The sequence below is a fragment of the Acidobacteriota bacterium genome, from assembly GCA_020853395.1.
Taxonomy (GTDB): Bacteria; Acidobacteriota; Vicinamibacteria; order Vicinamibacterales; family SCN-69-37; genus JADYYY01.
This window is the reverse complement of record JADYYY010000019.1, coordinates 182,920-207,860: the sequence shown is the minus strand read 5'-3', so window position 1 is coordinate 207,860 and position 24,941 is coordinate 182,920. Positions and strand designations below refer to the sequence as shown.

At 72.0% G+C, this 24,941-nt stretch carries 31 protein-coding genes; all 31 read right to left on the bottom strand.

Translation table 11 applies throughout. The features are described from left to right. Positions 1–2: 2 nt before the first annotated feature. Entirely contained in the window at positions 3–350 is a 348-nt protein-coding gene (locus IT184_17450) for a hypothetical protein (protein ID MCC7010599.1), read from the bottom strand. After that, positions 331–636 carry a flagellar biosynthesis anti-sigma factor FlgM gene (locus IT184_17445; GenBank protein MCC7010598.1) on the bottom strand — a complete coding sequence of 102 codons (306 nt, stop codon included), beginning with the start codon at positions 634–636 and terminating at the stop codon, positions 331–333. Before IT184_17445 ends, IT184_17450 begins: the two co-directional genes overlap by 20 nt. Before the next feature lie 41 nt (positions 637–677). Further along, the gene (locus tag IT184_17440; GenBank protein MCC7010597.1) at positions 678–1,475 is read right to left on the bottom strand and encodes a peptidoglycan DD-metalloendopeptidase family protein; all 798 of its coding nucleotides are present in this window, start codon (positions 1,473–1,475) and stop codon (positions 678–680) included. A gap of 2 nt (positions 1,476–1,477) precedes the next feature. Next, a complete protein-coding gene (locus IT184_17435; GenBank protein ID MCC7010596.1) occupies positions 1,478–2,593 on the bottom strand; it encodes a flagellar basal body P-ring protein FlgI in 1,116 nt (371 codons plus the stop codon). 105 nt (positions 2,594–2,698) lie between these two features. Then, positions 2,699–3,370 carry a flagellar basal body L-ring protein FlgH gene (locus tag IT184_17430; protein MCC7010595.1) on the bottom strand — a complete coding sequence of 224 codons (672 nt, stop codon included), beginning with the start codon at positions 3,368–3,370 and terminating at the stop codon, positions 2,699–2,701. Then, positions 3,360–4,052 (bottom strand): flagellar basal body P-ring formation protein FlgA, encoded by a 693-nt coding sequence (gene flgA / locus IT184_17425; GenBank protein MCC7010594.1) that lies wholly within the window; start codon positions 4,050–4,052, stop codon positions 3,360–3,362. Before flgA ends, IT184_17430 begins: the two co-directional genes overlap by 11 nt. A gap of 5 nt (positions 4,053–4,057) precedes the next feature. Further along, positions 4,058–4,846, bottom strand: coding sequence for a flagellar basal-body rod protein FlgG (gene flgG / locus IT184_17420; GenBank protein MCC7010593.1), 789 nt, complete (start codon positions 4,844–4,846; stop codon positions 4,058–4,060). Positions 4,847–5,234: 388 nt separating this feature from the next. Next, a complete protein-coding gene (locus IT184_17415; protein MCC7010592.1) occupies positions 5,235–5,960 on the bottom strand; it encodes a flagellar hook basal-body protein in 726 nt (241 codons plus the stop codon). Between the two features lie 7 nt (positions 5,961–5,967). Continuing rightward, the gene (locus IT184_17410; GenBank protein MCC7010591.1) at positions 5,968–6,420 is read right to left on the bottom strand and encodes a hypothetical protein; all 453 of its coding nucleotides are present in this window, start codon (positions 6,418–6,420) and stop codon (positions 5,968–5,970) included. Then, a complete protein-coding gene (locus IT184_17405; GenBank protein MCC7010590.1) occupies positions 6,417–6,728 on the bottom strand; it encodes a FliM/FliN family flagellar motor switch protein in 312 nt (103 codons plus the stop codon). Before IT184_17405 ends, IT184_17410 begins: the two co-directional genes overlap by 4 nt. Position 6,729: 1 nt before the next feature. Next, positions 6,730–7,713 carry a flagellar motor switch protein FliM gene (fliM, locus tag IT184_17400; protein ID MCC7010589.1) on the bottom strand — a complete coding sequence of 328 codons (984 nt, stop codon included), beginning with the start codon at positions 7,711–7,713 and terminating at the stop codon, positions 6,730–6,732. Between the two features lie 7 nt (positions 7,714–7,720). Further along, entirely contained in the window at positions 7,721–8,467 is a 747-nt protein-coding gene (locus IT184_17395) for a FliA/WhiG family RNA polymerase sigma factor (protein ID MCC7010588.1), read from the bottom strand. Beyond that, positions 8,458–9,309, bottom strand: a complete 852-nt coding sequence (locus IT184_17390) for a MinD/ParA family protein (GenBank protein MCC7010587.1) — start codon at positions 9,307–9,309, stop codon at positions 8,458–8,460. The genes IT184_17395 and IT184_17390 overlap by 10 nt, the downstream gene beginning before the upstream one ends. Then, positions 9,300–10,358 (bottom strand): hypothetical protein, encoded by a 1,059-nt coding sequence (locus tag IT184_17385; GenBank protein ID MCC7010586.1) that lies wholly within the window; start codon positions 10,356–10,358, stop codon positions 9,300–9,302. The genes IT184_17390 and IT184_17385 overlap by 10 nt, the downstream gene beginning before the upstream one ends. Position 10,359: 1 nt before the next feature. Then, positions 10,360–12,393, bottom strand: a complete 2,034-nt coding sequence (flhA, locus tag IT184_17380; GenBank protein MCC7010585.1) for a flagellar biosynthesis protein FlhA — start codon at positions 12,391–12,393, stop codon at positions 10,360–10,362. 4 nt (positions 12,394–12,397) lie between these two features. Next, positions 12,398–13,471: a flagellar biosynthesis protein FlhB gene (gene flhB / locus IT184_17375; GenBank protein MCC7010584.1), complete on the bottom strand. Its 1,074-nt coding sequence runs from the start codon at positions 13,469–13,471 to the stop codon at positions 12,398–12,400. A gap of 6 nt (positions 13,472–13,477) precedes the next feature. Then, positions 13,478–14,236 (bottom strand): flagellar biosynthetic protein FliR, encoded by a 759-nt coding sequence (locus IT184_17370; GenBank protein MCC7010583.1) that lies wholly within the window; start codon positions 14,234–14,236, stop codon positions 13,478–13,480. After that, on the bottom strand, positions 14,233–14,502 hold the full coding sequence (locus IT184_17365; protein ID MCC7010582.1) for a flagellar biosynthetic protein FliQ: 270 nt from the start codon (positions 14,500–14,502) through the stop codon (positions 14,233–14,235). The genes IT184_17370 and IT184_17365 overlap by 4 nt, the downstream gene beginning before the upstream one ends. Positions 14,503–14,550: 48 nt before the next feature. Then, on the bottom strand, positions 14,551–15,318 hold the full coding sequence (gene fliP / locus IT184_17360) for a flagellar type III secretion system pore protein FliP (protein MCC7010581.1): 768 nt from the start codon (positions 15,316–15,318) through the stop codon (positions 14,551–14,553). Further along, complete coding sequence (locus IT184_17355; GenBank protein ID MCC7010580.1) at positions 15,315–15,665, bottom strand: flagellar biosynthetic protein FliO; 351 nt, start codon at positions 15,663–15,665, stop codon at positions 15,315–15,317. The genes fliP and IT184_17355 overlap by 4 nt, the downstream gene beginning before the upstream one ends. Further along, positions 15,662–15,895, bottom strand: a complete 234-nt coding sequence (locus IT184_17350) for a FliM/FliN family flagellar motor switch protein (GenBank protein MCC7010579.1) — start codon at positions 15,893–15,895, stop codon at positions 15,662–15,664. Before IT184_17350 ends, IT184_17355 begins: the two co-directional genes overlap by 4 nt. 34 nt (positions 15,896–15,929) lie before the next feature. Next, positions 15,930–16,418 carry a flagellar basal body-associated FliL family protein gene (locus IT184_17345; protein ID MCC7010578.1) on the bottom strand — a complete coding sequence of 163 codons (489 nt, stop codon included), beginning with the start codon at positions 16,416–16,418 and terminating at the stop codon, positions 15,930–15,932. A 3-nt stretch (positions 16,419–16,421) separates the two neighbouring features. Beyond that, positions 16,422–16,688 (bottom strand): hypothetical protein, encoded by a 267-nt coding sequence (locus tag IT184_17340; protein MCC7010577.1) that lies wholly within the window; start codon positions 16,686–16,688, stop codon positions 16,422–16,424. 11 nt (positions 16,689–16,699) lie between these two features. Continuing rightward, positions 16,700–18,172 carry a flagellar hook-length control protein FliK gene (locus tag IT184_17335; GenBank protein MCC7010576.1) on the bottom strand — a complete coding sequence of 491 codons (1,473 nt, stop codon included), beginning with the start codon at positions 18,170–18,172 and terminating at the stop codon, positions 16,700–16,702. 25 nt (positions 18,173–18,197) lie between these two features. Continuing rightward, on the bottom strand, positions 18,198–19,466 hold the full coding sequence (locus IT184_17330) for a flagellar hook protein FlgE (protein ID MCC7010575.1): 1,269 nt from the start codon (positions 19,464–19,466) through the stop codon (positions 18,198–18,200). Next, a complete protein-coding gene (locus IT184_17325; GenBank protein ID MCC7010574.1) occupies positions 19,467–19,802 on the bottom strand; it encodes a hypothetical protein in 336 nt (111 codons plus the stop codon). It lies immediately after the preceding gene. Further along, positions 19,784–20,245, bottom strand: a complete 462-nt coding sequence (fliJ, locus tag IT184_17320) for a flagellar export protein FliJ (protein ID MCC7010573.1) — start codon at positions 20,243–20,245, stop codon at positions 19,784–19,786. Before fliJ ends, IT184_17325 begins: the two co-directional genes overlap by 19 nt. 1 nt (position 20,246) lies before the next feature. Then, positions 20,247–21,572 carry a FliI/YscN family ATPase gene (locus IT184_17315; protein ID MCC7010572.1) on the bottom strand — a complete coding sequence of 442 codons (1,326 nt, stop codon included), beginning with the start codon at positions 21,570–21,572 and terminating at the stop codon, positions 20,247–20,249. Then, positions 21,553–22,275, bottom strand: coding sequence for a hypothetical protein (locus IT184_17310; GenBank protein ID MCC7010571.1), 723 nt, complete (start codon positions 22,273–22,275; stop codon positions 21,553–21,555). The genes IT184_17315 and IT184_17310 overlap by 20 nt, the downstream gene beginning before the upstream one ends. Further along, complete coding sequence (gene fliG / locus IT184_17305) at positions 22,265–23,278, bottom strand: flagellar motor switch protein FliG (protein MCC7010570.1); 1,014 nt, start codon at positions 23,276–23,278, stop codon at positions 22,265–22,267. The genes IT184_17310 and fliG overlap by 11 nt, the downstream gene beginning before the upstream one ends. Next, positions 23,278–24,936 carry a flagellar M-ring protein FliF gene (gene fliF / locus IT184_17300; GenBank protein MCC7010569.1) on the bottom strand — a complete coding sequence of 553 codons (1,659 nt, stop codon included), beginning with the start codon at positions 24,934–24,936 and terminating at the stop codon, positions 23,278–23,280. The genes fliG and fliF overlap by 1 nt, the downstream gene beginning before the upstream one ends. Positions 24,937–24,941: the final 5 nt, after the last annotated feature.

The following is a 24,941-nucleotide window of genomic DNA, read 5'->3' as shown; positions in this document are numbered from 1 at the left end:
GATCAGCTCGCGGGGAGCGCGCGACGCATGCCGGTGGCCGGCACGAGCTGCAGCCCGCGCCGGCTGTACGGCTCGTCAACCGACGCCGCGCGGCCCAGCGCCTCTGCCGTGGTGCCAAGGGTCTCACAGCGCGAGAGCGCCGCGCGCACCGCGGCGATGGCCTGGCGCACCTCCGCCGGGTCGGCGTCGGCCACGTCGGATCGACGCAGGCGGCCCATGGCGCTGACCGCGGTCGCCAGCGGCGCCTCGGCATCGAGCACCGACTCGGCGCTGGCCGATTTCAACGAGCCGGCGAGTTGATCGAGGGCGGCCTGCAGCCGCGTGAGCGTCTCAAGCAGGGTCGTCGTCATAGGGAATGGTCAGCGCGGCCAGCATGGCGTCGGCCAGACGGTCGACGTCGTGGCCCAGCTCGTCGCGCTCGAGCAGCGCTTTCGCGCGGTTCACGGCATCCTGGCGGATCTCGGGTTGCGTGTTGGCCGCCTGCACGGCGGCCTTGGCCAGGCGCAGGTCACCGGAGAGCTGGACGCGATCGGGTCCCGCCGTCACGACGGCCTTTGGGGCCGTGCGTCGCGCCGAGTCCTGACCGACGAGGTCAACGGGCGAACCGGGCGTGGTGTACGGATTGTCGACCTTCATGAGCTCACTCCGGGTGTGCCGGGAAACCTTTCCCTGCGCAGTTAATCGGCCACTCGCCGCCGGACTTTAATCGCGGACGGCTCCACGGGCCGTCCGTCTTCGAGCACTTCGACGTGCAGGTGCGGCCCGGTGGCCCGGCCGCTCGCGCCGGACCGGGCAATCGTGGCGCCCGCCTCGACGGCGTCGCCCGTCCGAACCAGGATCTCCGACAGGTGCGCGTACCGCGTCGACGTCCGCGCGTCGTGCTTGACGACGACGGTCAGACCGTAGCCGGGCTGTTCGCCGGCGAACTCCACCTCGCCCGTGCGGGCGGCCGGCACGTCCTCCCCGATGCGCATCGCGAGATCGAGACCGCGATGGAACCGCATCTGGCCGTCGATGGGATCGCGGCGCCATCCGTACCCGGACGTCAGGCGGCCGGGCATGGACGCGGCCGCGTCGGCATCCGCCGGCTGCGCGAGCGACGCCCCCGCGAGCGAGGTCGCTGCAAGCGGCGCCGTCGCCGCCGACGCGGCATCGGCAACACCAGCCTGCCTCGTGAGCGGCTCGATGAGCGAGGTGCCAAGGCCCAGACCGCCGCTCCGGCTCAGGGCCAGGCTGACCTCGGCGAAGAGCGTGTCGGCGAGCGGTCCGCTGCTCATGCCGGATGACTCGCCGCCGTCCTCTTCGAACATCGACTGCTGCATCTCGCGCAGCAACTGTCCCATCAGCAGCGCCTCGAACTGGGCCGCGAGCGCCTTCAACTGCGCCGGCGAGGCCGCCGCGTCCGGGTTCAGGCCGCCGGCCGCCGCAGCCGCGGCGACGGCCCCCACGTTCGGCGTCGTGAAGAGGTCGGCCATCGCTAGAGCGTCACGATCTCGGCGTGCAGCGCGCCGGCCGCCTTGAGCGCCTGGAGGATGGCGATGATGTCGCGGGGCGACGCGCCCAGCGAGTTCAACGCGTTCGTCACCGCCTCGAGCGTCACGCCTTCTTCCAGCGCGACGATCTTCGCGCGGCCTTCCTGCAGCTCGACTTTCTCGTTCGGCACGACGACCGTATCGCCGCTCGAGAAGGCCGACGGCTGGCTGACCTGGTACCGCGTGGTGATGCGCACCGACAGATTGCCGTGCGCCACGGCCGCGGCGCCGAGCCGCACGTTGCCGCCGACCACCACGGTGCCGGTGCGCTCGTTGATGACGACCCGCGCGACGACCTCCGTGCGCACCGGCAGCACTTCCAGCTCGGCGACGAACTCGGGCAGGGCCTGCCGGAACCGGTCCGGCACGGCCACGCGAATCGTCCCCGGATCGAGCGGCCGCGCGATCACGCTCCCGACGTGCGCGTTGATCGCCTGCGCGACGTAGGTCGCCGTCGTGAAATCGGGATCCCGCAGCGAGAAGGTGAGCACGTCGGCCACCATGGCCGTCGGCACCGCGGCGGTCTGGACGATCGCGCCGCCGGGAATGCGCCCGACCGTCAGATGGTTGACCTGCACGCTCGAGCCGCCCGTGCCTCCGCCGAACCCGCCGATCGACAGCGGCCCCTGCGCGAGCGCGACCGGCGCGCCCGAGCGATCCCTCAGCGCGGTCGGCAGCAACGTGCCGCCCTGCAGGCTGCGCGCGTCGCCGATCGACGAGGCGACGACGTCGACGCGCGCGCCGGTGCGCTGGTACGACGACAGCTCGCCCGTCACGACGACCGCGGCGATGTTCTCCACTTTCAACTGATCGCCCGGCACCTCGATGCCGAACCGCGACAGCATGTTGGCGAGCGACTGCGTCGAGAACAGGGTCTGCCGCTTGTCGCCCGTCTTGTTCAGCCCGACCACCAGGCCGTAGCCGACGAGCGGCTCGGTCGTGACGCCCTGCAGCGTCGCGACGTCCTTCAACCGCGATTCCCCCGCGGCCACGATCGCTTCGCCGAGCGCCATCCCGATCACGGCGGCCGCCAGCACGGCGACGCGCGTTGTCTTTGTCACGGCCATCCCTTTCCCCTTTCCCCTTTTCCCTTCGCCCTTCCTCTTCCCTTCACCCTTTACCTTTGCCCTTTGCCCTCTGCCCTTTGCCCTTCTCAGATGGCCTCTTCAGAAGATCCGATTCAGGATCCTGATGAGCCACCCGGGCTCGAGGCTGTCGTGGATCAGCCCCTGGCTGAGCGATCGAATGCGCAACTGGCCGATGTGCGTCGAGAGCACGACGTTGCCGGGCTGGATGTCGGCCGTGCGGATCACGCCGGTCAACACGACGAGATTGCGATCGCCGTTGATGTCCACCTCCCGGATGCCTTCGATCACGAGATCGCCGCTCGGCAGCACTTCCGTCACGCGCGCGGTGAGCGCCGCGGTCAGCTCCGTGGTCCGCGTCGTCCCCCCGGCGCCGTTGAACTTCGTGGACGACGAGGTCGGCAGGATCTTCGAGAACGCCTTGCTCGCCGGGCTCGGCAGCCCCACCGAGGCATCCGATCCCTTGGCCACGGTCGAGTCGGCGGCGCCGGTCGCCGTCAGGCTCTCGAGCACGCGCACCGTGACGAGATCGTTGATCTGCTGCGCGCGCCGGTCGCTCGTGAGATCGCCCATCCACGTCGACGCCGCCGGCGGCGTCTTGCGCGCCGAGTTCAAGAATCGGAAATACACGTCGTCGTAGTCGGTCGACTGCTGCGCGCCGGCCTGTCCGGCGCCGATGAGGACGGCGGCGGCGCACAACGCGACGGACACGGCGCCGTGGCGCCGGCGACACACGACCAGATCAGCGGCCATTGATCACCTCGACCAGTCCTTTGCGGACGATGCGCGCGCGGAGGTAGCGCTTCGTCTCGGGATTCACCACGCGGATCACGTCGCCGGCCCGTCCGCCGTCCGCGGCGGCGAGCGTGGCGGTCACCTCGATCGCGACGCCGGCCGCGATGGCGACGACCGGATCGCCGCGTTCGACCTCCCGCCGCAGCAGCACGGTGCCGGGCAACACCACGGCGCCGGCGGCGATCGGCTGCAGGACGCGCGCGCCGACCAGCTCGTGCGCCGCCGGCAGCGGTTTCAGCGGCACGTCGACCAGCTCGCCGACCGTCTCCGTCACGTCGTCGCCGGTCAGCCGATCCCCGCGCGCGAGCGCGCGCCGGGCGATCGTCCGCGTGCCGAGGACGCGCACCTCTGCCGATCCCGGCAGGAGCGCGCCGTCGACCGTGACGAACGTGAATCGCAGCGGACGCCCGAGGCGCGCGGACGGATCCGGCCGCGCCTCGCGGAAGATGGCCGCGTCGCCGCTGAGGCCGGCAATCGTCACCGTCACGTCGACGTCGCGGCCGAGCCGCGCGCGAACGGCCGCCTCGACCGCGGCAGCGGCCGAGACCGGCGGCAGCGGCGCGGTACGAACGGTCGCGTGCAGCCCTGCGGCCATCAGCAGGAACCACGCGCACCAGCGGGCGAGATCGACGGTTCTCATCGGCGTCATCGCACCAGGTTGTTCACCTGGCTCAGCATCTCGTCGGCGGCCTTGACGACGCGCGAGTTCGCCTCGTACGCGCGCTGGCCGATGATCATGTTGACCATCTCCTCGACGACGCTGACGTTCGAGTCCTCGAGGAAGCCCTGCGCCAGCGTGCCGCGCGCGTCGGTGCCGGGCGCGCCCGACTCGGCTTCGCCCGACGCCGTGGTCGGCTCGAACAGGTTGCCGCCGAGCGGCCGGAGCCCGCCCTGGTTCGGGAAGGTTGCGACTTCGAGCGTGCCGAGCTGCTGCGCGGCGCCCTGCCCGGGAATCGTCGCCGACACGACGCCGTCCTTCGACACGCTCACGGACGTCGCGTTGGTCGGCACGCTGATCTGCGGATCGAGCGGGTAGCCCTCCGCCGTGACGATCGCGCCCTGGGCATCGAGGTGGAACGTGCCGGCGCGCGTGTAGGCCGTCGTCCCGTTCGGCAGCGAGACTTTGAAGAAGCCGTCGCCCTGGATCGCGAGATCGAGCGGCGCGCCCGTCGATCGCAGGTTGCCCGCGCCGAAGTTGCGCGCGGTCGCCACCGCGCGCGTGCCGAGCCCGAGCTCCATGCCGATCGGCGCCTCGGTCGTCGCCGATGCCGAGGCTCCGGCGCCGCGGACTTCCTGGTAGACGAGATCCTCGAACTCCACGCGCGCTTTCTTGAAGCCGGTGGTGTTGACGTTCGACAGGTTGTGCGCGACGTTGTCGATGTTCGTCTGCTGAGCGGTCATGCCGCTCGCCGCCGTGTAGAGTGCCCGGATCATTTTGCCTTCTTTCTTCTCCGAGGGGCGTCGCCCCTCGGACTCCCCTACGGCGTCGCTTGCGGGGGCCCCTGCGCCCCGCGCCGCGACGCCGGGCTCGCTCGTGCCCTCGCTCGCTCCGCTTTCTTCTCCGAGGGGCGTCGCCCCTCGGGCTCCCCTACGGCGTCGCTTGCGGGGGCCCCTCTCGCCCCGCGCCGCAACGCCGGCTCGCTCGTGCCCTCGCTCGCGCCGGCTTTCTTCCCCGAGGGGCGTCGCCCCTCGGACTCCCCTACGGCGTCGCTTACGGGGGCCCCTCTCGCCCCGCGCCGCGACGCCGGCTCGCTCGTGCCCTCGCTCGCTCCGCCTTTCTTCCCCGAGGGGCGTCGCCCTCGGACTTCCCAACCGCGCCGCGCTATCCGCGTCGGCCCAGGTGTTCGATGGCGCGGCCGTCGACGTCGTTCATCACCGTGGAGATCGCGCGCTGGAGCGCCTCGAACCCGCGCGAGACGGTCGTGAGCTCCGCGAGCCGCGCCGCCACCGAGACGTTCGACTGTTCGAGCGAGCCCGGCCGCACGAGAGGCGTCGCGGCTGGCGTCGCCGTTTGCCCCTCGGCGCGAAGGCGGCTCGCGCTCTCCATCACGAGCCCGCGTGGATCGGCGAACTCGAACACGCCGATCCGGCCCGCCTGCGCGGTGCCGGCCCAGACGCTGCCGTCCTGATCGATGCGCACGTCCCCTGATCCCAGCGTGATCGGTGCGCCGTCGGCTCCCTGCACGAGCGCGCCGTCGGCGGTGACGAGCTGCCGCTCGGCGTTGAGCGCGAAATGCCCGTTGCGCGTGTAGCGCGTGCCGCCGGGCGTGCTGATCGCGAAGAACCCCTTGCCCTCGACCGCGACGTCGAGCTCGCGGCCGGTCGTCGCGATGCTGCCGGACGTCATGTCCAGGCGGCGTCCGCCGAACGTCGTGTCGATCGCCGTCTGCAGCGTGGCGTCGAACGTCTCGCGCGGCGCCACCGCCCGGGCTTCGCGTTCGCCCTTGTAGCCGGCCGTGCCGACGTTCGAGATGTCGGCCGCGAGCCGGTCGAGCTCGTCGATGCGGGCGCGCAGGCCGCTCAGCGCGATGTACTGGGAGCCCGACATGTCGTCCTCAGACCCGCGCGTCGCCGCGCAGGTTCGGCTTCAGATCTCGCCGCGCCGCTTCTGCGAGCGACAGGTGCAGCCGCACCTCGCTCTCGGACAGCGACTCGGCATCCGCGATCTCCGAAATCCGCTCGCCGTTGCGGTGCGCAGCCACGACGCGCTTGGCGACCGCGGCGCGGGCGGCCGGTCTCGGCGCCGCAGCGGTCCGGCGCCGGCCGAGCTGCTCGACCTCGCGGATGAGCGTGGCCATCCCGGCTTCCGTGGTGTCGGTGAGCAGCGCCAGGCCGTCGGCCAGCCGGCTCATGCGCTCGCGGATGTGCGACAGCTCCGCCAGCCGGCGGGCCGTCCACAGCAGCAGCACGAGCTGGAACAGCGCGAGGCTGCCGCCCGCCGCCGCCACGCGCACGACGTCACGATGCGCCCAGTACCAGTCCTTGATCCACAGCAGTTCGTTCGTCACGACGCCCTCGCTTCCGGGCTGGCCGGACGCCCTTCGGCGCCGACGAGCTCGGTGATGCGCACTCCGTAGTTGCCACCGACGATCACCACTTCGCCGCGCGCGACCAGACGATCGCCGACCAGCAGATCGACCGCTTCGTCCGGCGAGCGCCCCATGTCGACGACCGATCCCGGCCCGAGATCCGCCAGCGCGCGCAGCGGCATCACCGCGCGGCCGAATCGCACGACGAGCGGCAGGTCCACGTCGAGCACGGCGTCGAGCCGTGCGTTCGGCCGGACCGGCGCGTCGGGCTCAGGGTGCTGCTCCATCTCAGGCGGCTCCTTCCAGCGCGGCGTCGGCGCCGTCGCAGCGGGATTCGATGACGACCATCAGCCGGCCGCGATCGGCCGCGAGCCGTCCGGTGAACTTCCGGACGCCGCCGGCGTACACGTCCAGCGGCTGATCGGCCGGGAGCGGCAGGGCGATCACCTCGCCGTGCGTCAGCGCGAGCACGGTGCCGGCGTTCAGCCGCGTGCGGATTTCCGGCACGACCGGCACCGGCACACGGCCGAGGTTCTCGTCGAGGTTCGTGCGTTCGGCGGCCGTCAGCTCCCGGCGCTGCCGCTGCCAGGCGTGGGCGAAGTGGTCGCCCGCGATCTCGGCCACGTTGGTCGGCAGGCACAGGTTGACGCGGCCGCGCACGTCGCCGACCTTCACGTCGAAGACCACCGTGACGACGATCTCGTTGGGCGCGGCGACCTGCAGCATCTGCGGCCGCGTCTCGCGCGCCCGGATGCCGAAGCCGAGGTTCGTGACGGCCTTCCACGCGTCGCCGAGCGCCGCGAGCACGTGCCGCACGACGGCGTCGACGACGTTCTGCTCGATCTCGGTGAGCGCACGGTTGGCGGCGATCGGCTGGCCGCTGCCGCCGAGCATGCGATCGAGCATCGCGAAGGCGACCGCCGGGTTGATCTCGATCGCGCCCGGCTCGTCGAACGGCGTGATCGTCAGCGCGTAGAACGCCGTCGGATCGGTGAGCGAGCCGAGGAACTCCGAGTAGGAGCACTGGTCGAGCGCCTCGACCGACATCGTGATGGTCGTCCGCAGGTACGCGGACAGCGACGTGGACAGGTTGCGCGCGCAGCGCTCGTGCAGGAACTGGAGCGCGTGGATCTGGTCCTTCGACACGCGGTCGGGGCGCCGGAAGTTGTAGCGCACCACCGCATCGTCGGCGGGCGCGCGGCGCCGGCGAGGCGCGTCCGCGGCCGCGTCGAGCAGCGCGTCGATCTCTTCCTGTGACAGCACCTTGGTCATGGCCGGCTCACGCGGCGTGCGAGACCTGGATCCACTCGCGCAGCTTGGTGCGCAGCCGGGCCACCGCCTGGGTGCGAAGCTGGGAGACGCGCGACTCGCTGACGCCGAACACCTGGCCGATCTCGGCGAGCGTCAGCTCTTCCTGGTACGACAGCGCGAGGATCTGGCGCTCCCGATCGGGCAGCTCGCTGAGCGCCTGGGCGAGCCTGGCGCGCAGGGCGCGGCGCTCGAGCTGCGCGTACGGGCCGTCCTCGCCGTCGATCGCGACGTCGAGCAGGTCGCCGGCATCCTCGTCCGATCCGCGGCTGCGGACGACCGCGACGTCGGCCCAGCGCAGCTCCTCGAGCACGGCGTCGTAGGCCTCCGGCGCGAGGCCGAGCGCCTCGGCGATTTCGTCGCGCTCGGGCTCGCGGCCCAGCCGGTGCCGCAGATCGGCGAGCGCCGCATCGATACGCCGCTGCGTGCGGCGGACCGAGCGCGGCACGCGATCGAGCCGCCGCAACGAGTCGAGCATCGCGCCGTGGATGCGCCGCCGGGCGAACGCCTCGAACGGCACGCCGAGCGAGGAATCGAATCGGCGCGCCGCGTCGATCAGGCCGAGCACGCCGACGCTGACGAGCTCCGACAGCTCGACGTGCGACGGCACGCGCCGCCCGAGCCGGCTGGCCAGCGACCGCACGAGATCGATGTGCCCCATCACGAGCGCGTCGCGCTCCTGCAGGGCTTCCGGGCTGGGTGAGGTCGTCAGGCGCATCGCGGGGTCTCCGATCCCGGCCGCGGGCCGTCGGGCGTGCGGCGCACGGGCCAGGGCCCGGCGCCGGACGATCGCGCCGCCGTCAGCCGGCACGCCAGCCGGCGGATGTCCCGGCTCGCCGGGCTCGCGGCGTCTCCGCCGACGAGCGGGACCTGCGCGAGCGTGGCGTCCTTCACCGACCGGTCCTCGAGCACGTGCCCGTCGTATCGAAGCCGCCGGCCGAGGAACCGCTCGGCGGCGACGGAGATCTGGTGGAAGACGAGGTGGCCTTCGTCGACGTCGCGGGCCGTGTTCACCACGACGCCGATCGGCTTCGCGGCGTCGGCCGCCGTGACGAGCTTGATCACCGCGTACGCGTCGACCACCGCGGCCGGCTCGAACGAGGTGACGACCAGCACGTAGTCGGCCAGGCCGAGCACGTCGATGACGTTGTCGCTGACGCCGCTGGCCGTGTCGAAGAGCAGGAAGTCGAGGTCGCGGCCCACCTCGCCGATCGCCTGCACCAGCCGGGCCCAGCGCGCATCGTCGAGCGTCGTGAGGTCGCGGACGCCGCTGCCGGCGGGAATGATCCGCACGCCGTTCGGGCCCTCGATCGTGACGTCGCCGATCGATCGCGTGCCGTCGAGCACGGCGCCGAGGTGGGCGGCGGGCGCCAGGCCGAGCAGCACGTCGATGTTGCCCAGGGCGAAGTCGGCGTCGAGCACGCCGACCCGATGTCCGAGCCGCGCCATGGCGACCGCCAGGTTGAGCGTCAGGCTGGTCTTGCCGACGCCTCCCTTGCCGCTCGTCACGGCGATTCTCGTGGCCGGCGGCCGCGAGCTTCCGATCGCGGTCAGTGACACGTCTGTTCCTCCAGAGCGGATTCGCGCAGCAGCGCCGCGGCCAGATGGGCCGGCGTGGCGCGCCACAGGTCCTCGGGCACGCGCTGCCCGGCCGCCAGATACGAGACGGGCAGGCCGCGTTCGCGCACCGCGTCGAAGAGCGGCATCATCGACTCGCACTCGTCGAGCTTCGTGATGACGACGCGCGACGGATGGAGCGGCTGGTAGCGATCGAGCACGCGGCGCGCCGTGGCCGCCGACGTGTCGGCCGGCAGCACCAGGTGCGTGCGCACGCCGCGCTTGCGGCGGAGCACGTCGAACAGCGCGGCGATGCTGTCGTCGGATGGCGATCGGCCGGCCGTGTCGACGAGCGTCGCCGGCCGCGTGGTGGCCAGCGCGTCCTCGAGCTCGTCCGTGCTGCGAGCGAGGCGCAGCGGCAAACCCATCACCGCCGCGTAGCTGCGAAGCTGCTCGATGGCGCCGGGGCGGAACGCGTCGGCCGCGACGAGGCCGAGCGGCGCGCGCCGCGCCGCGCAGTTCTGCGCCGCAATCTTTGCGATCGTCGTGGTCTTGCCGACGCCCGCCGGGCCGACGAACACCTCGAACCGCGCGTGCTCCTCGTCGACAGCCGAGCAGGCCGTGAGCTCTGCGCCGAGCGCGCGGCGCAGCGCATCGTCCGATCCGCCGCGGCAGTCGGCCTCGCTCATGCGATCGACGACGGCGGCCGCGAGCGTGGCGGCGACGCCGCTCGCCTCGAGCCTGGCGCGTACGCCGGCGCGCACATCGGGCCGGCCGCCAGGACGGCCGGCCGACACGAGCTGACGGTCGGCCGACACCAGCGCCGCGGGGATCGCATCGTCGCCAGCCCGGTCGGCGAGCGGGAGCGTGTCGAGCTCGATGCCGCGTTCGGCCGCGGCGGTCAGGCGCACGATGCGTCCGCCGATCCAGCCGCGCCAGCCCGGCGCCGGCACGAGCTCGGTGGACAGCACGAGCGCGTCGTCGCCCAGTTGGGCGCGGACGGCCGCGAGGGCTTCACGAACGGAGGGCGCGAAGACGCGCTTCACGTACATGTCAGTCGAGGGTGGCGACGGCGGCGATCCGCACCTGCGGGGGCACCTCGCCATGCGACAGCACGGCGAGGTGTGGCAGCACGCGAGAGAACAGGCGCCACAGATGCGGCCGCAATGTCGGCGTGCACAAAAGCACAGGTTGTGCCAGGTCACCCGTGGCCAGCACCTCCCCGAGCCGCGCGGCGAGCGCCTGCGCGCGCGCCGGCTCGATCGCGAGCACCGCGCCACGATCCGTCCTGGTGAGCGATGCCGCGAGCGCGTCCTCGAGCGACGGGCTGAGCGCGATCACCCGCAGCTCGCCGCCGTCGCCCTGATACGGGCGGCACACCGATCGGCCGAGCGCCGCGCGCACGGCCTCGACGATGACGTCGGGATCCTTCGACACGGCGGTGACGTCCGCCATCGCCTCGAGGATCGTCGTGAGATCGCGCACGGGCACGCGCTCGCGCAGCAACTGCCGCAGCACGCGCTGCACGTCGCCGATCGTGGCCTGCTTCGGGATCAGCTCCTCGACGAGCTTCGGCGACGTCTCCGCCACGCGGTCGACCAGCTCCTTCGTGTGCTGCCGCGTGAGCAGCTCGGGCAGGAAGGTCCGGATCACCTCGGACAGGTGCGTCGAGATCGCCGTCGTCGGATCGACCACGGTGTAGCCGGCGCTGATCGCCGCGTCGCGTCGATCCTGGGCGATCCAGACGGCCGGCAGGCCGAACGCCGGCTCCTTCGTGGAGATGCCGTCGATCGCGGCGCTCACGGTGCCGGGGTTGATGGCGAGCAGCCGATCGACGAACAGATCGCCGCGCGCGACCTCGACGCCCTTGACGAGGATCGCGTAGGTGCGCGGCGGCAACTGGAGGTTGTCGGCAACGTGAACGGGCGGAACGACGAGACCCGTCTCCGACGCGATCTGCCGCCGGATCGACCGCACGCGCGTGAGCAGCGTGCCGCCCTGCGTTTCGTCCACGATCGTGACGAGCGCGTAGCCCACCTCGATCCCGAGCGGATCGACGGCGACCACGGCCTCGACCGACTCGGCCTTCTCGGGGCCGGGCTCCGCCTCGGCCGGCGCCTCGGCCTGACGGCGATTGGCGTAGGCCGTGCCGCCGAGCACGGCGGCGACGAACAGGAACGCGAACTTGGGCAGCCCCGGAATCAGCGCCAGGCCGACGAGCACCGAGGACGCCACGGCGAGCGGCCGCGATCGGGCGAGCAACTGCACGGCGACTTCCTCGCCGAGGTGCGATTCGGACGACGCGCGGGTCGTGATCAGGCCGCCCGACATCGAGACGAGCAGCGCCGGGATCGACGTGACGAGCCCTTCACCGACGGTGAGGATCGTGTAGGTCTCGGCCGCGGTCGACAGGTCCAGCCCGTGCTGGACGACGCCGATGATCAGCCCCGCGACGATGTTGACGCCCGTGATGAGCACGGCGGCGAGCGCATCGCGCTGCGTGAACCGGATCGCGCCGTCCATCGCGCCGTAGAAATCCGCCTCGCGCCGCACGCGATCCCGGCGGACCCGCGCCTCCTGCTCGTTGATCACGCCGGCGTTCAGATCCGCGTCGATCGCCATCTGCCGGCCGGGCATGGCATCGAGGGTGAACCGGGCCGTCACCTCCGAGATGCGTACCGCGCCGTGGTTGATGACCACGAACTGGATCACGACGAGCACGAGGAACACGACGATGCCGACGACGAAATTGCCGCCGACGACGAACTGGCCGAACGCCATGATCACGTGGCCGGCCGCGCTCACGCCCTCGGCGCCGTTCAGCAGCACCAGGCGGGTGGAGGCGACGTTGAGCGACAGGCGGATCAACGTGAGCAGCAGGAGCAGCGACGGGAAGACGGAGAACTCGACCGGCGTCTTCACGTAGATCGCCGTGAGCAGCAGCGTCACGGCGAGGCCGATGTCCACCGAGAGCAGCAGGTCGAGCAAGAGCGGCGGCAGCGGCACGATCATCAGGAGCACGACCGAGATGATCGCGATCGGCGTGATCAGATGGGACGCGTGGAACCGGGCGGGTGCGGCAGCCATAGGCCTAGAGGGTCAACTGTTTGAGGCGGACGAGATACGCCAGCACCTCGGCGACCGCCCCGAAGAGGTCCGCGGGGATCGCGTCGCCGATGTCGGCGGTCTTGTAGAGCGCGCGCGCGAGCGGCACGTTCTCGACGATCGGCACGCCGTGCTCGCGCGCGACGGCGCGGATGCGCGCCGCGACGGCGTCCTGGCCCTTGGCGACGACGATCGGCGCGGCCATCCGGTCGCGGCGGTACTCGAGCGCGACGGCGAAGTGGGTCGGGTTGGTGACGACGACCGTCGCGGTCTTCACGGCGTGCAGCATCCGGCGGCGCGCCATCTCGCGCTGCACGCGGCGCACGCGCGCCTTGATCTCGGGGTTGCCGTCCTGCAGCTTCTGCTCGTCCTTGACTTCCTGCCGCGTCATCTTCAGCGACGAGAGCCATTGCCACCGCTGCACGCCGTAATCGGCGCTGGCGAGCACGACGAGCACGAGGCCGGACTGCCACAGCAGGCGCAGCCCGAGGTCCCAGGCGTACGAGCCGGACTCGACCGGCATCATCGCCATGAGCATCGGCGCGCGAACGTAGAAGTCCTTGACGAGCACGTAGCAGAGCGCGCCGATCGCGCTGAGGCCGAGCATCGCCTTGGCCAGCTCCGGCACGCTCTGCTTCGGCGCGAGCCGGCGGATGCCGTTGGCCGGGTTGATGGCGCCCCAGTTGAGCTTCAGCGCCTTCGGCGCGTAGCCGAATCCCACCTGGGCCACGCTCGCGGCGATCGACGCGCCGGCCGCGACGAGCGCGGGCGGACCGGCCAGGCGGGCCACGAGGTGCAGATCGCTCCAGAGCGCGGCCGAGAGCGCGCCCGCGTCGAGCGTGACGTGCGCCTGATCGCTCAGCACGGCGAACGTGCTGACGAGCCGGTCGCGAACGGCGGCGATCATCCGGACGCCGAACCAGCCGAGCGCCATCGCCACGGCGATCAACGAGAGCGCGCCGGACAGATCGCGGCTGCGCGCGACCTGGCCCCGCTCGCGGGCTTCGCGCCGGCGTTTCGGTGTGGGTTTCTCGGTGCGCTCGCCGGTCTGACTCGCCATCGCGATCTACCGGAAGGCCGCGGCGGTGCTCGCCGCGAGCTGGAAGAGCGAGGACTGGTGGCGCGAGATGAGCCCGGGCAGCACGGTGAGCGACGCGGCCAGCACGAGCAGCCCCGCCACGACGCGCACCGGCGCGCCGGCGGTGACGACGTTGAGCGACGGCGCCACGCGGCCCAGCAGGCCGAGCGCGAGCTCGACCACGAGCAGCACGACGACCACCGGCATCGCGATCCGCACGCCGAGCACGAACACCATGCCGACGAGCTCCGCGACGTGCGTGGCGAGCGACGCGTCGACCCCGCCGATCCCGACCGGCAGCGCGCGATACGAATCGCCGAGCGCCTGGAAGAGCGCGTGGTGCAGGTTCAACGAGAGGCAGATCACGGCCGACAGGTTGGCGTAGAGGATCGCGAGCACGTTGTTGCGGACGCCGCTCAGCGGATCGATCAAGGACCCCATCGAGAGGCCGATTTGGTACCCGGCGAAATGACCGGCGAGCTCCGCGGCCGCGAGCACGATCCGGATCGCCAGGCCGAGCGCGAGCCCGATGGCGAGCTCCCGCGCGATCACGATCGTCAGGTCCGGCAGCGCCAGGCCCACCGGCATCGCGACGAACGGGGCGAGCGCCAGCGCCACGAGCACGGTGAGGCCGATGCGGACCATCGGCGGCACGTGCGGCCCGCCGAGCACGGCCGTGCCCATGACGAGCATGCCCGGCCGCACGAGCAGCAGCCCGAACGCGGCCACCGCGCTGAACGGGTTCATCGCACCAGTTCGGGCAGCCGCCGGATCAGCGCGCCGGCGAAGCCGGTCACGACCCGCAGCATCCACGGAAACGTGAGGCCGAACACGACGAAGATCGCCGCCGCGCGCGGGATGAACGCGAGGATGTTGTCCTGGATCGACGTCACGGTCTGGAGCACGCTGACGAGCACGCCGACGATGAGCCCGACGACGAGCATCGGCAGCGAGATGACGAGCGCGGTCTGGATCGCTTCACGCACGACGGACAGGACGAGCGCTTCAGACATGACAGAACGGTCCTCGGCACCGGGCCTCGACTCTCGGGCCCGGCGACATCAGAGAAAGCTCCGCACGAGCGATCCCACGAGCAGGTTCCAGCCGTCGATCATCACGAACAGCAGCACCTTGAACGGGAGCGAGATCATCATGGGCGGCAGTTGCAGCATGCCCATCGACAAGAGCGTCGTGGACACGACGAGGTCGACGAGCAGGAACGGCACGAACAGGAAGAAGCCCATCTGGAAGCCGGTCTTGAGCTCCGAGATCGCGAACGCAGGGATCACCACCCGCATCGGCAGATCGACCGGCCGCTCCGGCCGGGGCAGCCGCGCGAGATCCAGGAAGAGCGCGAGGTCCGCCTGGCGCGTCTGCTTGAGCATGAAGTCGCGCAGCGGCGGCGCGCCGCGCTCCATCGCCGTCGTGAGGTCGATGCTGCCGTCGATCGCCGGCGCGATCGCGGCCTCGTGAATCCGCGAGGCCGTGGGCGCCATGATGAACGCGGTGAGGAACAGCGTGAGGCCGATCACCATCTGGTTCGACGGCATCTCCTGCGTGCCGATCGCCTGACGGAGGAAGTGGAAGACGATCGCGATGCGCGTGAACGAGGTCATCATGACGAGCGCCGCGGGCACGAAGCTCAGCAGCGTCAGCAGCACCACGATCTGCAGCGGCGCCGACACGGCGCCCAGCCCGTTGACCTGCAGCGACAGGTTCTGCGCCGGCGCCGCCGCCGCGGCCCGCGCGGCGGCCTGCGCGCCGGCGAGGCTCGGCAGCAGTACCAGCGCGCTCACGCCGATCCACGCGGCGAGGAGCCGCCGGCTCATGCCGTGCCCTCCCGGCCGAGCGCGCGCGACACGGCCGCGTCGAACGGCCGCGACGCGCCGAGCTCGGTCACGAGCGAGACGTGATTCGGCGCCAGCCCGAGGAGCAGCCGCCGGCCCTCGACCGTGACGACGACGAGCGACCGGCGATCGCCGAGCGGCAGCGCCGACTCGATGCCGAAGCCGGTCGCCGCGCGCTTCTTGCCGAGCCCGCGGCGCATCAGCCAGGCCAGACCGCCGAGCAGCGACAGGACGACCGCGAGCGCAATCAACATCCGCCAGAGCGACGGCAGCAGATCCGGCGTGGCCGATCCGACGACGTCCGCCTGCGCGATGAGCAGGCCGATCACAGATCCCCCAACCGGCCCGGCGCCAGGATGCGGCCGACGCGCAAGCCGACGTTCTCGTCGACGATCACGACCTCGCCGGTGGCGATCGCGACGCCGGCCACCCGCACCTCGAGATCGGATCCGGCGGCTTCACGCAGCCGCAGCACGGTGCCGGGCTCGAACTGCGCGCACTCGCGCACCTTCACCGTCGTCGTGCCGAGCACGAAGTCCACGGGGCACGGCACGTCCATGAGCCACGACAGGGCATGCCGGCGCGCGGCGGCGTCAGAACTGGACGACGAATTCGGCGAAGAGGACATCGAGCACCTTCCCGTCCCCGAGCACGGGGCCGGTCCGTTCCTTGAGCGCGCGCTTGAGCGACTCCTTGCCCTCGGCCGTCACGAGGCTCGTGGCCGTCTGCTGCGTGAGCAGCTCGAGAATCGCGGATCGCAGGTGGCTCGCGAGCACCGGCGTCTCCTCGACGTGCTTGGCCTCTTCGGCCGATTCGACGACGAGCTGCACGTTCGCCTTGAGGAAGCGGTTGGCGCCCTGATCGGCGAGGTTCACGAGGAACGGCTCGAACGTGACGAGGCCGCGCTCGGCGAGCGGCGGCTCGGGCTTGGCCTTGGCCTCCGCCGCGCCGCCGCGCAGGAAGTACCAGGCGGCGCCGCCGCCGATGCCGCCGAGCACCAGCACGGCGATCATCGCCTTGAGCATCCAGCCCGACTTCTTCTTCGGCGCGGGCGCCGCCGGGGTCTCTGCCGCGTCAGCCATGGCTCACCTCGAGATGCCGGCGACGCGCGCCGCGCCCGTGCTGGCCGGCGCAACGCGATCCGGCACGGCAGGCGACGCCGACGCTGGCGGGGCCACGCGTCGATCGCCGGCGTTCGCGTCGCCAATCTTCGCGAGCACGTCGGTGAGGAAGCGATCGAATCCCTGCGCGGGATCGGACGCGCCGTGCTGGTTGATGCCCTTCGCCACCTGCCTGACGGACGATGGCTGCTGCGCGGTTCCCGCGATGCTCGTGTGTACGTTGTTGATCACGTCTGCTCCTGCTACGCGACGACCTCGAACCGCGCGCCGGTGTCGGCCTGCCGCGCGCGACGCTGGCGCCGTTGGTCGTCCTGATGACGGCGGCCGTCGGGGCCGCTGCCGGTCTCCTGGGCATCGGCGGGCTCACGGACGTCGAGACGATCGAGCGTGAGCTGCTGCTCGGCGAGCTGCGTGCGCAGCCAGCCCTGGTTGCTCTGCAGCCAGTCGCGCACGGCCGTCGACTCGGCGACGACGCGCGCGACGACCTGACCGTCTTCCACGCGAACCGAGATCGTCACTTCGCCGAAGTGCTGCGGCTCCAGCCGGATGTGCGCCTCGCCGCCACCCTGCAGCGTGCGAAGCCGAATCGACTGGACGAGATCGGCGATCGTCGTCTCCGGCAAGGTGCCTCCACCCGGCAGCGGCGCGGACGACGCCGTTGCGACGGCCGCCGCCGCGACGGCTGGCGCGGACGCCATGCCGTGAGACAGCAGCCCGGCCGATGCGACGACAGCGTGCGCGGGTCCTCTCGTGCCGGCGGCATGCTCGACGCGGGAGAGCAACGCCTCCGCTCGGGATGCGCTCTTCGCCTGGCCGCTCCGATCGCCTTCCGCGAGCGCGGCGTTCGCCGCGGTGGACCGCGTCGCGCGCGCCGTTGCACGCGCCTGCTGAGCGGACGCCGCGGGATCCGGCTGTTGTCCGGTTTCCGTTGCAGCGGTGTCGGGCGCGGACGGCGTGTACTCATCGCCGCGTGGCGGCACGGCGCCGCCGGTCGGGCCCGCGTCTCTCGCAGCCGCGGCGGGATCCATCTCCGACGACGGCGCCTGGCCGGCCGCCGCCGCCGGCGCCAGCGCCGCCGGCGCCGCACCGTGAGCAACGTTCGGTTCATGCGCCGTGGCCGCGGGCGTGCTCTTGCCGGGCGTCATCGCCGGATCCGGCATCGCGCTGCGGCCGCTCGTCGCGGAATCCGACGAGGATCCGTCGGACGCCGCCGGTGGCGGCGCGGCTGGCGCGGCCGGTGCGAGCCAGACGGGCACGCCCTGGTCATGCGGCGCCGCATCGAGTGCCGCGCTGGCGGCCCGTGAACTGTCGTCATCCGCTCCCGTTGGATCGTTGGCGCGGCCGATTCCGGTCTGCCCTTCGGCCTTCGCGTCCTCCTCCGGCGCGCCGCCCGCGATGGCGGCGAAGGCCGCCGCCCAGCCGGCCGCATCGGCCGGCTGGACGAACGGGAGGAAGGCGCTGAAGGCGGGCACGTTCTGGGCGGGATCGATCGAGGAGGCGTCGTCGGCCGGCGGCACGCCGGCCTCGGTCGCCGCGGGCGTGCCGGCGTCCATCTGTGCCGGCCCACCGGAGTGTTCGTCGCCGGCCGCGCCGGCTAGCGCGCCGACGATGGCGTCGAAGCTGCCGGCCGTGCCGGTCTGGCCGTGCGCGGCGCGCGGCGGCGCCGGCGCGCTCGCCGCGCGCGCGGGCGCGGCCGCGGGGAGCATCTGGCTCACGTTCATCGCGTTGCGCCTTCAGCGGTCAGCGCTTGAGGTTGAGCGTGTCGACGAGCAGCTCGTCGGCCACCGTGATGCTCTTCGAGTTCGCCTGATAGCCGCGCTGCGCGAGGATCATCTGCGTGAACTCGGTCGCGATGTCGACGTTCGACTGCTCGAGCGCGCTGCCGATCAGCGTGCCGCGGCCGCCGCTGGCCGCCACGCCCACGCTCGGGATGCCGGACGCCTCGCTCTCGCTGTAGAGGTTGGTGCCGAGCTTCACCAGGCCCTGCGGGTTGTTGAAGCTCGCCATCGCGAGCTGCGCGACGGTCACGGTGCGGCCGATGCCGAACGACGCCACCAGACGGCCCTCGGCGTCGATGCTGATGATGCTCGACACGGCGCCGGTCGGCGATCCGTTCTGCGTGACCGACGACGTCGCGGACGGCGCGGCGTAGCTCGTGATCGTGCCAGTGCCGTTGACGTCGACGAGATCCCACGCGAAGTTGACGGCCGCGGCGCCGTTCGCCCACGCCGGGCTCGTGATCGTCACGTCGGCCGCGGCGCCGCCGTTGACCGCCGTCAGCTTGCCGAGGCTGTTGAACCCGAGCGTGCCCGTGCCGATGCTGAACGGCGTGCCGGCCGTGCCGCCGGTGACCTCGGCGCCCGGCACGGTGACGTCGTAGCTCCAGGCGCCCACGCCGGTCTTGGTCAGGTTGATCGTCGCGACGTGCGACACGCCGAGCGAGTCGTACATCTGCACGGACGAGGTGAACGCCGCGCCCACGGCGGCGTTCGCATCGAGATTCAGCGTGGTGCCGAAGAGCGTGGTCGCGATGGGTGCGCGCAGCACGCCCGGCGGAATCACGATGTCGCTCGGCTGGCCGGTGGCCGTGACCTGGCCGGTGACCGGATCGACGGCGGTGTAGCCCTGCACGGGCTGCCCGTCGGGCGTCGTCAGCACGCCGTTGGCGTCGAAGGCGAAGTTGCCGGCGCGCGTGTACGCGCGGTGGGCGGAATCGCCGACGAGGAAGAAGCCGTTGCCCTGGATGGCGACGTTGGTCGAGATGCCGGTGTTCTCGATCCCGCCCTGCGTGAAGTTGGGGCTGACCGATCCCATGGCGACGCCCAGGCCGATCTGCATCGGGTTGAGGCTGTTGCCGCCGACCGACTGGCTCACGAGGTCGGCGAAGTTGACGACGCTGGACTTGAACGCGACCGTGTTCAGGTTCGCCAGGTTGTTGCCGATGACGGTGAGCTTCTGCTGGTTGACGTTCAACCCGGAGAGGCTCGGCGAGAAAGAGTTCGCGGACATCTACACTCCTCCAGTGGTGGCGGGCGCGGTGGACGTCTGGCTGGCGGCGCCGGCCTCGAGCAGCGCGCGCAGCGCCGCGATGTCGTCCTTGATGGTTTGCAGGCTCTCGAGCGAGGTGAACTGCGCGAGCTGCGCGAGGAACTCGCTGTTGTCCTGCGGCTGCAGCGGGTCCTGATGCTGCAACTGGGTGACGAGCAGCGACAGGAAGGCGTTCTTGCCGAGCGCGTCGTCTTTCGGCGCGGCGGCGGCGGTGCGGTCGTGCGTGGGCCAGGCGGCGTTGTCGGCCGCCGACGTCTGTTCGTTCGATACGGGTGTCGTCACGGGTCGTGCCTCCACTGGTCCGACGCGACGAAGCGCAGTCGGGCGAGCTCGTCGAGTTCTTTCGCGGTCTGCCGTTGTTCGGCGAGCTGGAACCGGCGCCAGGCGCGCTCCTTCATGCGCTCGAGCGCGAGCCGCCGGCGCCGCGCCTCCATCCAGGCGGCGCGCGCCCGTTCCACGTCGGCGGCGCACGCGTCGCGTTCCTGTCGCAGCCGCTCGACGGCCGATGCCAGACGCAGAATCCAATTCCGGTGCCACAGGAGCGTCTCGGCGTCGCACCCGCGCCGCTGGACGACGGCCGCGTCGGCTTCGGCGCGCGCGCGGCGCGCCACCTCCGCCTCCACCGACGTGCTCGCCTCGTGAAATCTGGCCTGAACGCGCGCGAGATCGGCGAGCGCCTGCGTCTCGTCCTCGCGGCGCCGCTCGAGCGCCGCGGCCGCGCGGAAGCGGAACGTCGCCACGTCAGAGCGCCATCAGCGCGCCGACGGCGTCGGCCAGCCGGACGCTCGTGTCGGCCGGCTGACACAGGAAGCGGCCGACGAACTCGCGGCGGGCGAGCGCGGTGTCGATTCGCGCGTTGCTGCCCGGCACGTACGCGCCGACGCTGATGAGGTCCTCGTTGTCGCGGAGCGTCGCCAGCCACTCGCGCAACTGGCCGGCCCGCACGCGGTGCTCCACGCTCGTCACGTCCGGCATCGTCCGGCTGACGCTGTGGAGCACGTCGATCGCGGGATAGTGATTGCGCGCGGCGAGATCCCGCGAGAGCACGATGTGGCCGTCGAGGATGGCGCGCACGGCGTCGGCGACCGGCTCGTTGTGATCGTCGCCGTCCACGAGCACGGTGTAGAACCCGGTGATGCTGCCGCGGCCGCGGACGGCGCCGGCGCGCTCCAGCAGGCCGGGCAGCCTGGCGAACACCGACGGCGGATAGCCCTTCGCCGTCGGCGGCTCGCCCGCGGCGAGCCCGATCTCCCGCTGCGCCATCGCGAAGCGCGTGATCGAGTCCATCATCAGCAGCACGTGCCGGCCGGCGTCGCGGAACGACTCGGCGATCGTCGTCGCCGCGTAGGCCGCGCGCTGGCGCGCCAGGGCCGGATCGTCCGAGGTGGACACGACGACGACCGAGCGGGCGAGGCCGCGGGGGCCGAGGTCGTGCTCGAGGAAGCTCCGCACCTCGCGGCCGCGCTCGCCGACCAGACAGAGCACGACGACATCGGCCTCCGTGCCGCGCGCCATCATGCCGAGGAGGGTGCTCTTGCCGACGCCGCTGCCGCCGAAGACGCCGATGCGCTGGCCGCGGCCGCAGGTGAGCAGCGCGTCGATGGCGCGCACGCCGGTGCCGATCGGCAGCGAGATCGGCTCGCGATCGAGCGGATTGAGGTGCGGGGCGTACAACGGCGCGTGGCGGCAGGCGGCGATCTCGCCGCGCCCGTCGAGCGGCCGGCCGAATCCGTCGATCACGCGGCCGAGCAGCTCGTCGCCGACCGGCACGCTCGGCGTCTCGCCGCGGAAGACGACGCGATCGTTGGGCCGGACGCCGGTGGTCTCGGCGAGCGGCACCGCGAGCAGCCGGCCGTCGCGAAACCCGACGACCTCGACCGGCACCGTCCGGCGATCGCTCGTTCGCACCTGACAGACGTCGCCCACGCCGACTTCCAGGCCGATGGCTTCGACGAGCAGGCCCACGACCCGCACGACGCGGCCGGCGACGGGCATCGGATCGATGCGCGGAAGGCGCGCGAGGTACGGCGCGAGCGAGATCGACGGGTCAGCGAGCGGCGACGACATCGCGCGGCGCCTCGTCGCCGTCGCCCCCGATCAGCTCGCGCGAGATCTCGCGGACCTGCGCCTCGATGCCGGCGTTGATCTCGCCCGACGGGGACACGACGAGGCATCCGCCGGCCGGCACGTCCGGATCGGCCACGAGGTCGATGCCGCCGAGCGCGTCGCCGGCCGAGAGCCGGCGATGATCGGCCGGGTTCAAGTGCACGACCGCGCTGGCTCGCTCGCCGAGCCGATCGATCGCGACTCGCGCGATGAGCTGCAACAGATCGGGATCGATCTCGAGCTCGCGGCGGATGACGCGCTCGGCGATCGCGACGGCGAGCTCGACGAGCTCGCGCTCCGCGCGGCGCATGAGGCCGACCCGCAGGCCGGCGAGGTCCTCGAGCGCGGCGGCGAGGCGCGCGCGCGCTTCGTCGTGCGCCCGCGCCGCGTCGGTCTCGGCAGCCTCGAGGCCGCGCGCGTGGCCTCTGGCGTACGCCTCTTCTTCGACCGCGCGCAGATGCTCCGTGCTGACCGAGGGCAACTGGATCTCGCGCGCTTCGGTCTCGTGCCGTGGGTCGGCGACCGCATCGGCGGCCACACCCGGCGACGCGAAGGCGACGGCGATGAGCGTCGGCGCGGCCTTGGGCGCCGGCTGCGCGGGCGGCCGCCACTCGAAGCTGGCGACGGCCGACGCCGCCCCGGCACGCCGCGCCCTAGGTGACATACGGCTCGCCGGCGCCGGCGCCGGTGGTGATGAGGCCTTCCTCCTCGAGCTTGCGCGCGATGCCGACCACCTCGTGCTGCGCCTTCTCCACTTCGCGCAGCCGCACGGCGCCCAGCATCTCCATCTCCTCCTTCATGAGGTCGACGGCGCGCTTGGACATGTTCGAGAAGAACCGCTGGCGGATGGCTTCGCTCGCGCCCTTGAGCGCGACCGTGAGCGTCTTCTTGTCGGCGCGGCTCGCGATCTCGCGGATGCCGCTCTCCTCGACGTTGACGAGGTCCTCGAAGACGAACATCAGGTTGCGGACCGCCACCGCCGTGTCGGGCGAGATCGCCTCGAGGCGCTGGAGCGCCGGCCGGCTCACGCTGCGGTCGAGACAGTTGAACAGCTCCGCGACGGCGCGCACGCCGCCGCGCTGCTCGCGGCGCTGGCCGCCGAGCCCGCGCAGGCGCTGCTCGATCACGCTCGACACGCGCGAGATCACGTCGGGCGGGATGTCCCCGAGGTTCGACATGCGCAGCACGACCTCGGTGCGCATCTCGTCCGGCAACTGCTCGAGCAGTTGGGCGGCGCTGTTGGGATTGAGGTGCGCGAGGATGAGCGCGGTCGTCTGCGGGTGCTCGCCCAGGAAGAACTTCGACAACTGCTCGGGGTTCGCGCGTTCGATCGACGCGAAGCCCGCCGCCGTGTGCAGCGAGTCCACCACGCGATCGATGACGCGGCGCGACTGGTCGGGCCCGAGCGCCTTGTTCAGCAGCCGCCGGGCCTGCTCCACGCCGCCGGCGGGAATCGGCGATCCGCTCGCCGAGGCGTTCAGCTCGGTCAGCACCTGCTCGCCGACTTCCGGCGGCACCGCGCCCATGCCGGCGATGACGCGCGCGACCTTCTCGACCTCGTCCTCGGCCAGGTACCGGAAGAGCGACGCCGCGCCGTCTTCGCTCAGCGCCATCAGCGCGATGGCCGCCTTCTCGGGGCCGCTCAAGGGAACGGACTGCGACGCCATCAGCGCTCGTCCTCCGCGATCCAGCCGCGCACGATCCGGGCGAGCTGTTCAGGTTCCTCGTTGGCGAGCTTCGCCACGCGCTTGGTCAGCACCGGCAGCCGCCGGCCCTGGCCGTTCGCGGCACCGTCCAGCTCCGCCTCGATCTGGCCTTCCATCTCCTTGACGGTCGGCAACCGTGCCGACGCGCCCGCCGGCGCCGGCAACGCCGCCGGCGTGACCGTGGAGGTCATCGCGCGGGTGAGCGGCCGGATCACGCCGAACAGCGCCACGAAGGCGATGCCGACGACGCCGACCAGGCGCAGCGCGGCCGGCCAGTAGAGCTTGACCTGCTGGAGCACCTGCTGCCCGATCGTCGGCTCGGCCGGTGCCGCCTCGAGCGGCGTCGCGTCGAACGCGATGTTCTCGACGGTGAGCTGGTCGCCGCGGTCCTGGTTGAACCCTACCGCGGCCGACACGAGCCCCTGGATGCGCTGCAGCCCCTGAGGATCCCAGGGGCGCGTCGTCGTCTTCGTGGCGCCGTCCGCCGTGGACGTGACGCGCTCGTCGTCGAGGATGACGGCCACCGAGAGACGGGCGAGCGCGCCCTGCGGGCTGACGGTGTGCCGCGTCACGCGGCCGACCTCGTAGTTGGCGGTCTCCGAGACGCGCCCCGGACCGGAGAGGGCGGCGACCGGCGCTGCGGCGGCGGGCGCCGGGGCCGCGGCGGTGGACAAGGCGGGCGGCTGGTTCGCGCGCGCGCCGGCCACACCGGCGGCCGATGCGGCGGCCGCCGTGCCTTCGCTCGACGACTGCCGGCTGCGGAGCACGGTCGTCGGATCCCAGTGCTCCTCGGTCTGCTCGACGGAGTCCGGATTCAACTGGGCCGAGACGTTCACGCGCACGCGGCCGGCGCCGACGACCGGCTCGAGCAGCGAGACGACCTTGGCGGTCAGGTCGCGCTCGATCTGCTGCTGCCGATCCCCCTGCGCGCTCGACGCGAGCGCATCGTCGGATTCCTGCGGGCGCGTGAGCGGCCGGCCGAACGTGTCGAGGATGACGACCGACTCGGGCCGCAGCGCTTCGACGCTGCCGGAGACGAGGTTCTGAATGCCTTTGACCGTGCTGGCCGCGAGCGGGCGGTTGCCGCGCAGCTTCAGCACGACCGACGCCTTCGCCGGCTGCTCCTGATCGACGAAGAGCGATTCCTTCGCCATCGCGATGTGCACGCGCGCGCTCGAGACCTCGGCGAGCGTGCCGATCGTGCGGGCGAGCTCCCCTTCGAGCGCGCGCCGGTAGTTGACGTGCTCGAGGAACTCGGTCGTGCCGAACGCCGGCCGATCGAAGATCTCGAAGCCGATGCGGCCGGCCGACGGCAGCCCGCCGGACGCGAGGTCGAGGCGCAGCTCGTCGACGCGCTCGGCCGGCACGCTCACGGTGCGGCCGCCGTCGCCGAGCTCGTACGGAATGCGGCCCGCCTTGAGCTTCGACACGACGGCCGTCGCCGTCTCGGCATCCATGTCGGCGACGAGCAGCGTGTAGGACGGCTGGTTGATCCAGTACGCCGATCCGACGACCACCGCGACGACGGCCACGAAGGCCGAGGCCAGGCCGAGGATCTGCTTCGCCGACAGGGTCGTCGCGAGCTTCTTGAGGTGCGCGAGGAGCTGATCCGGGTTCACGATCT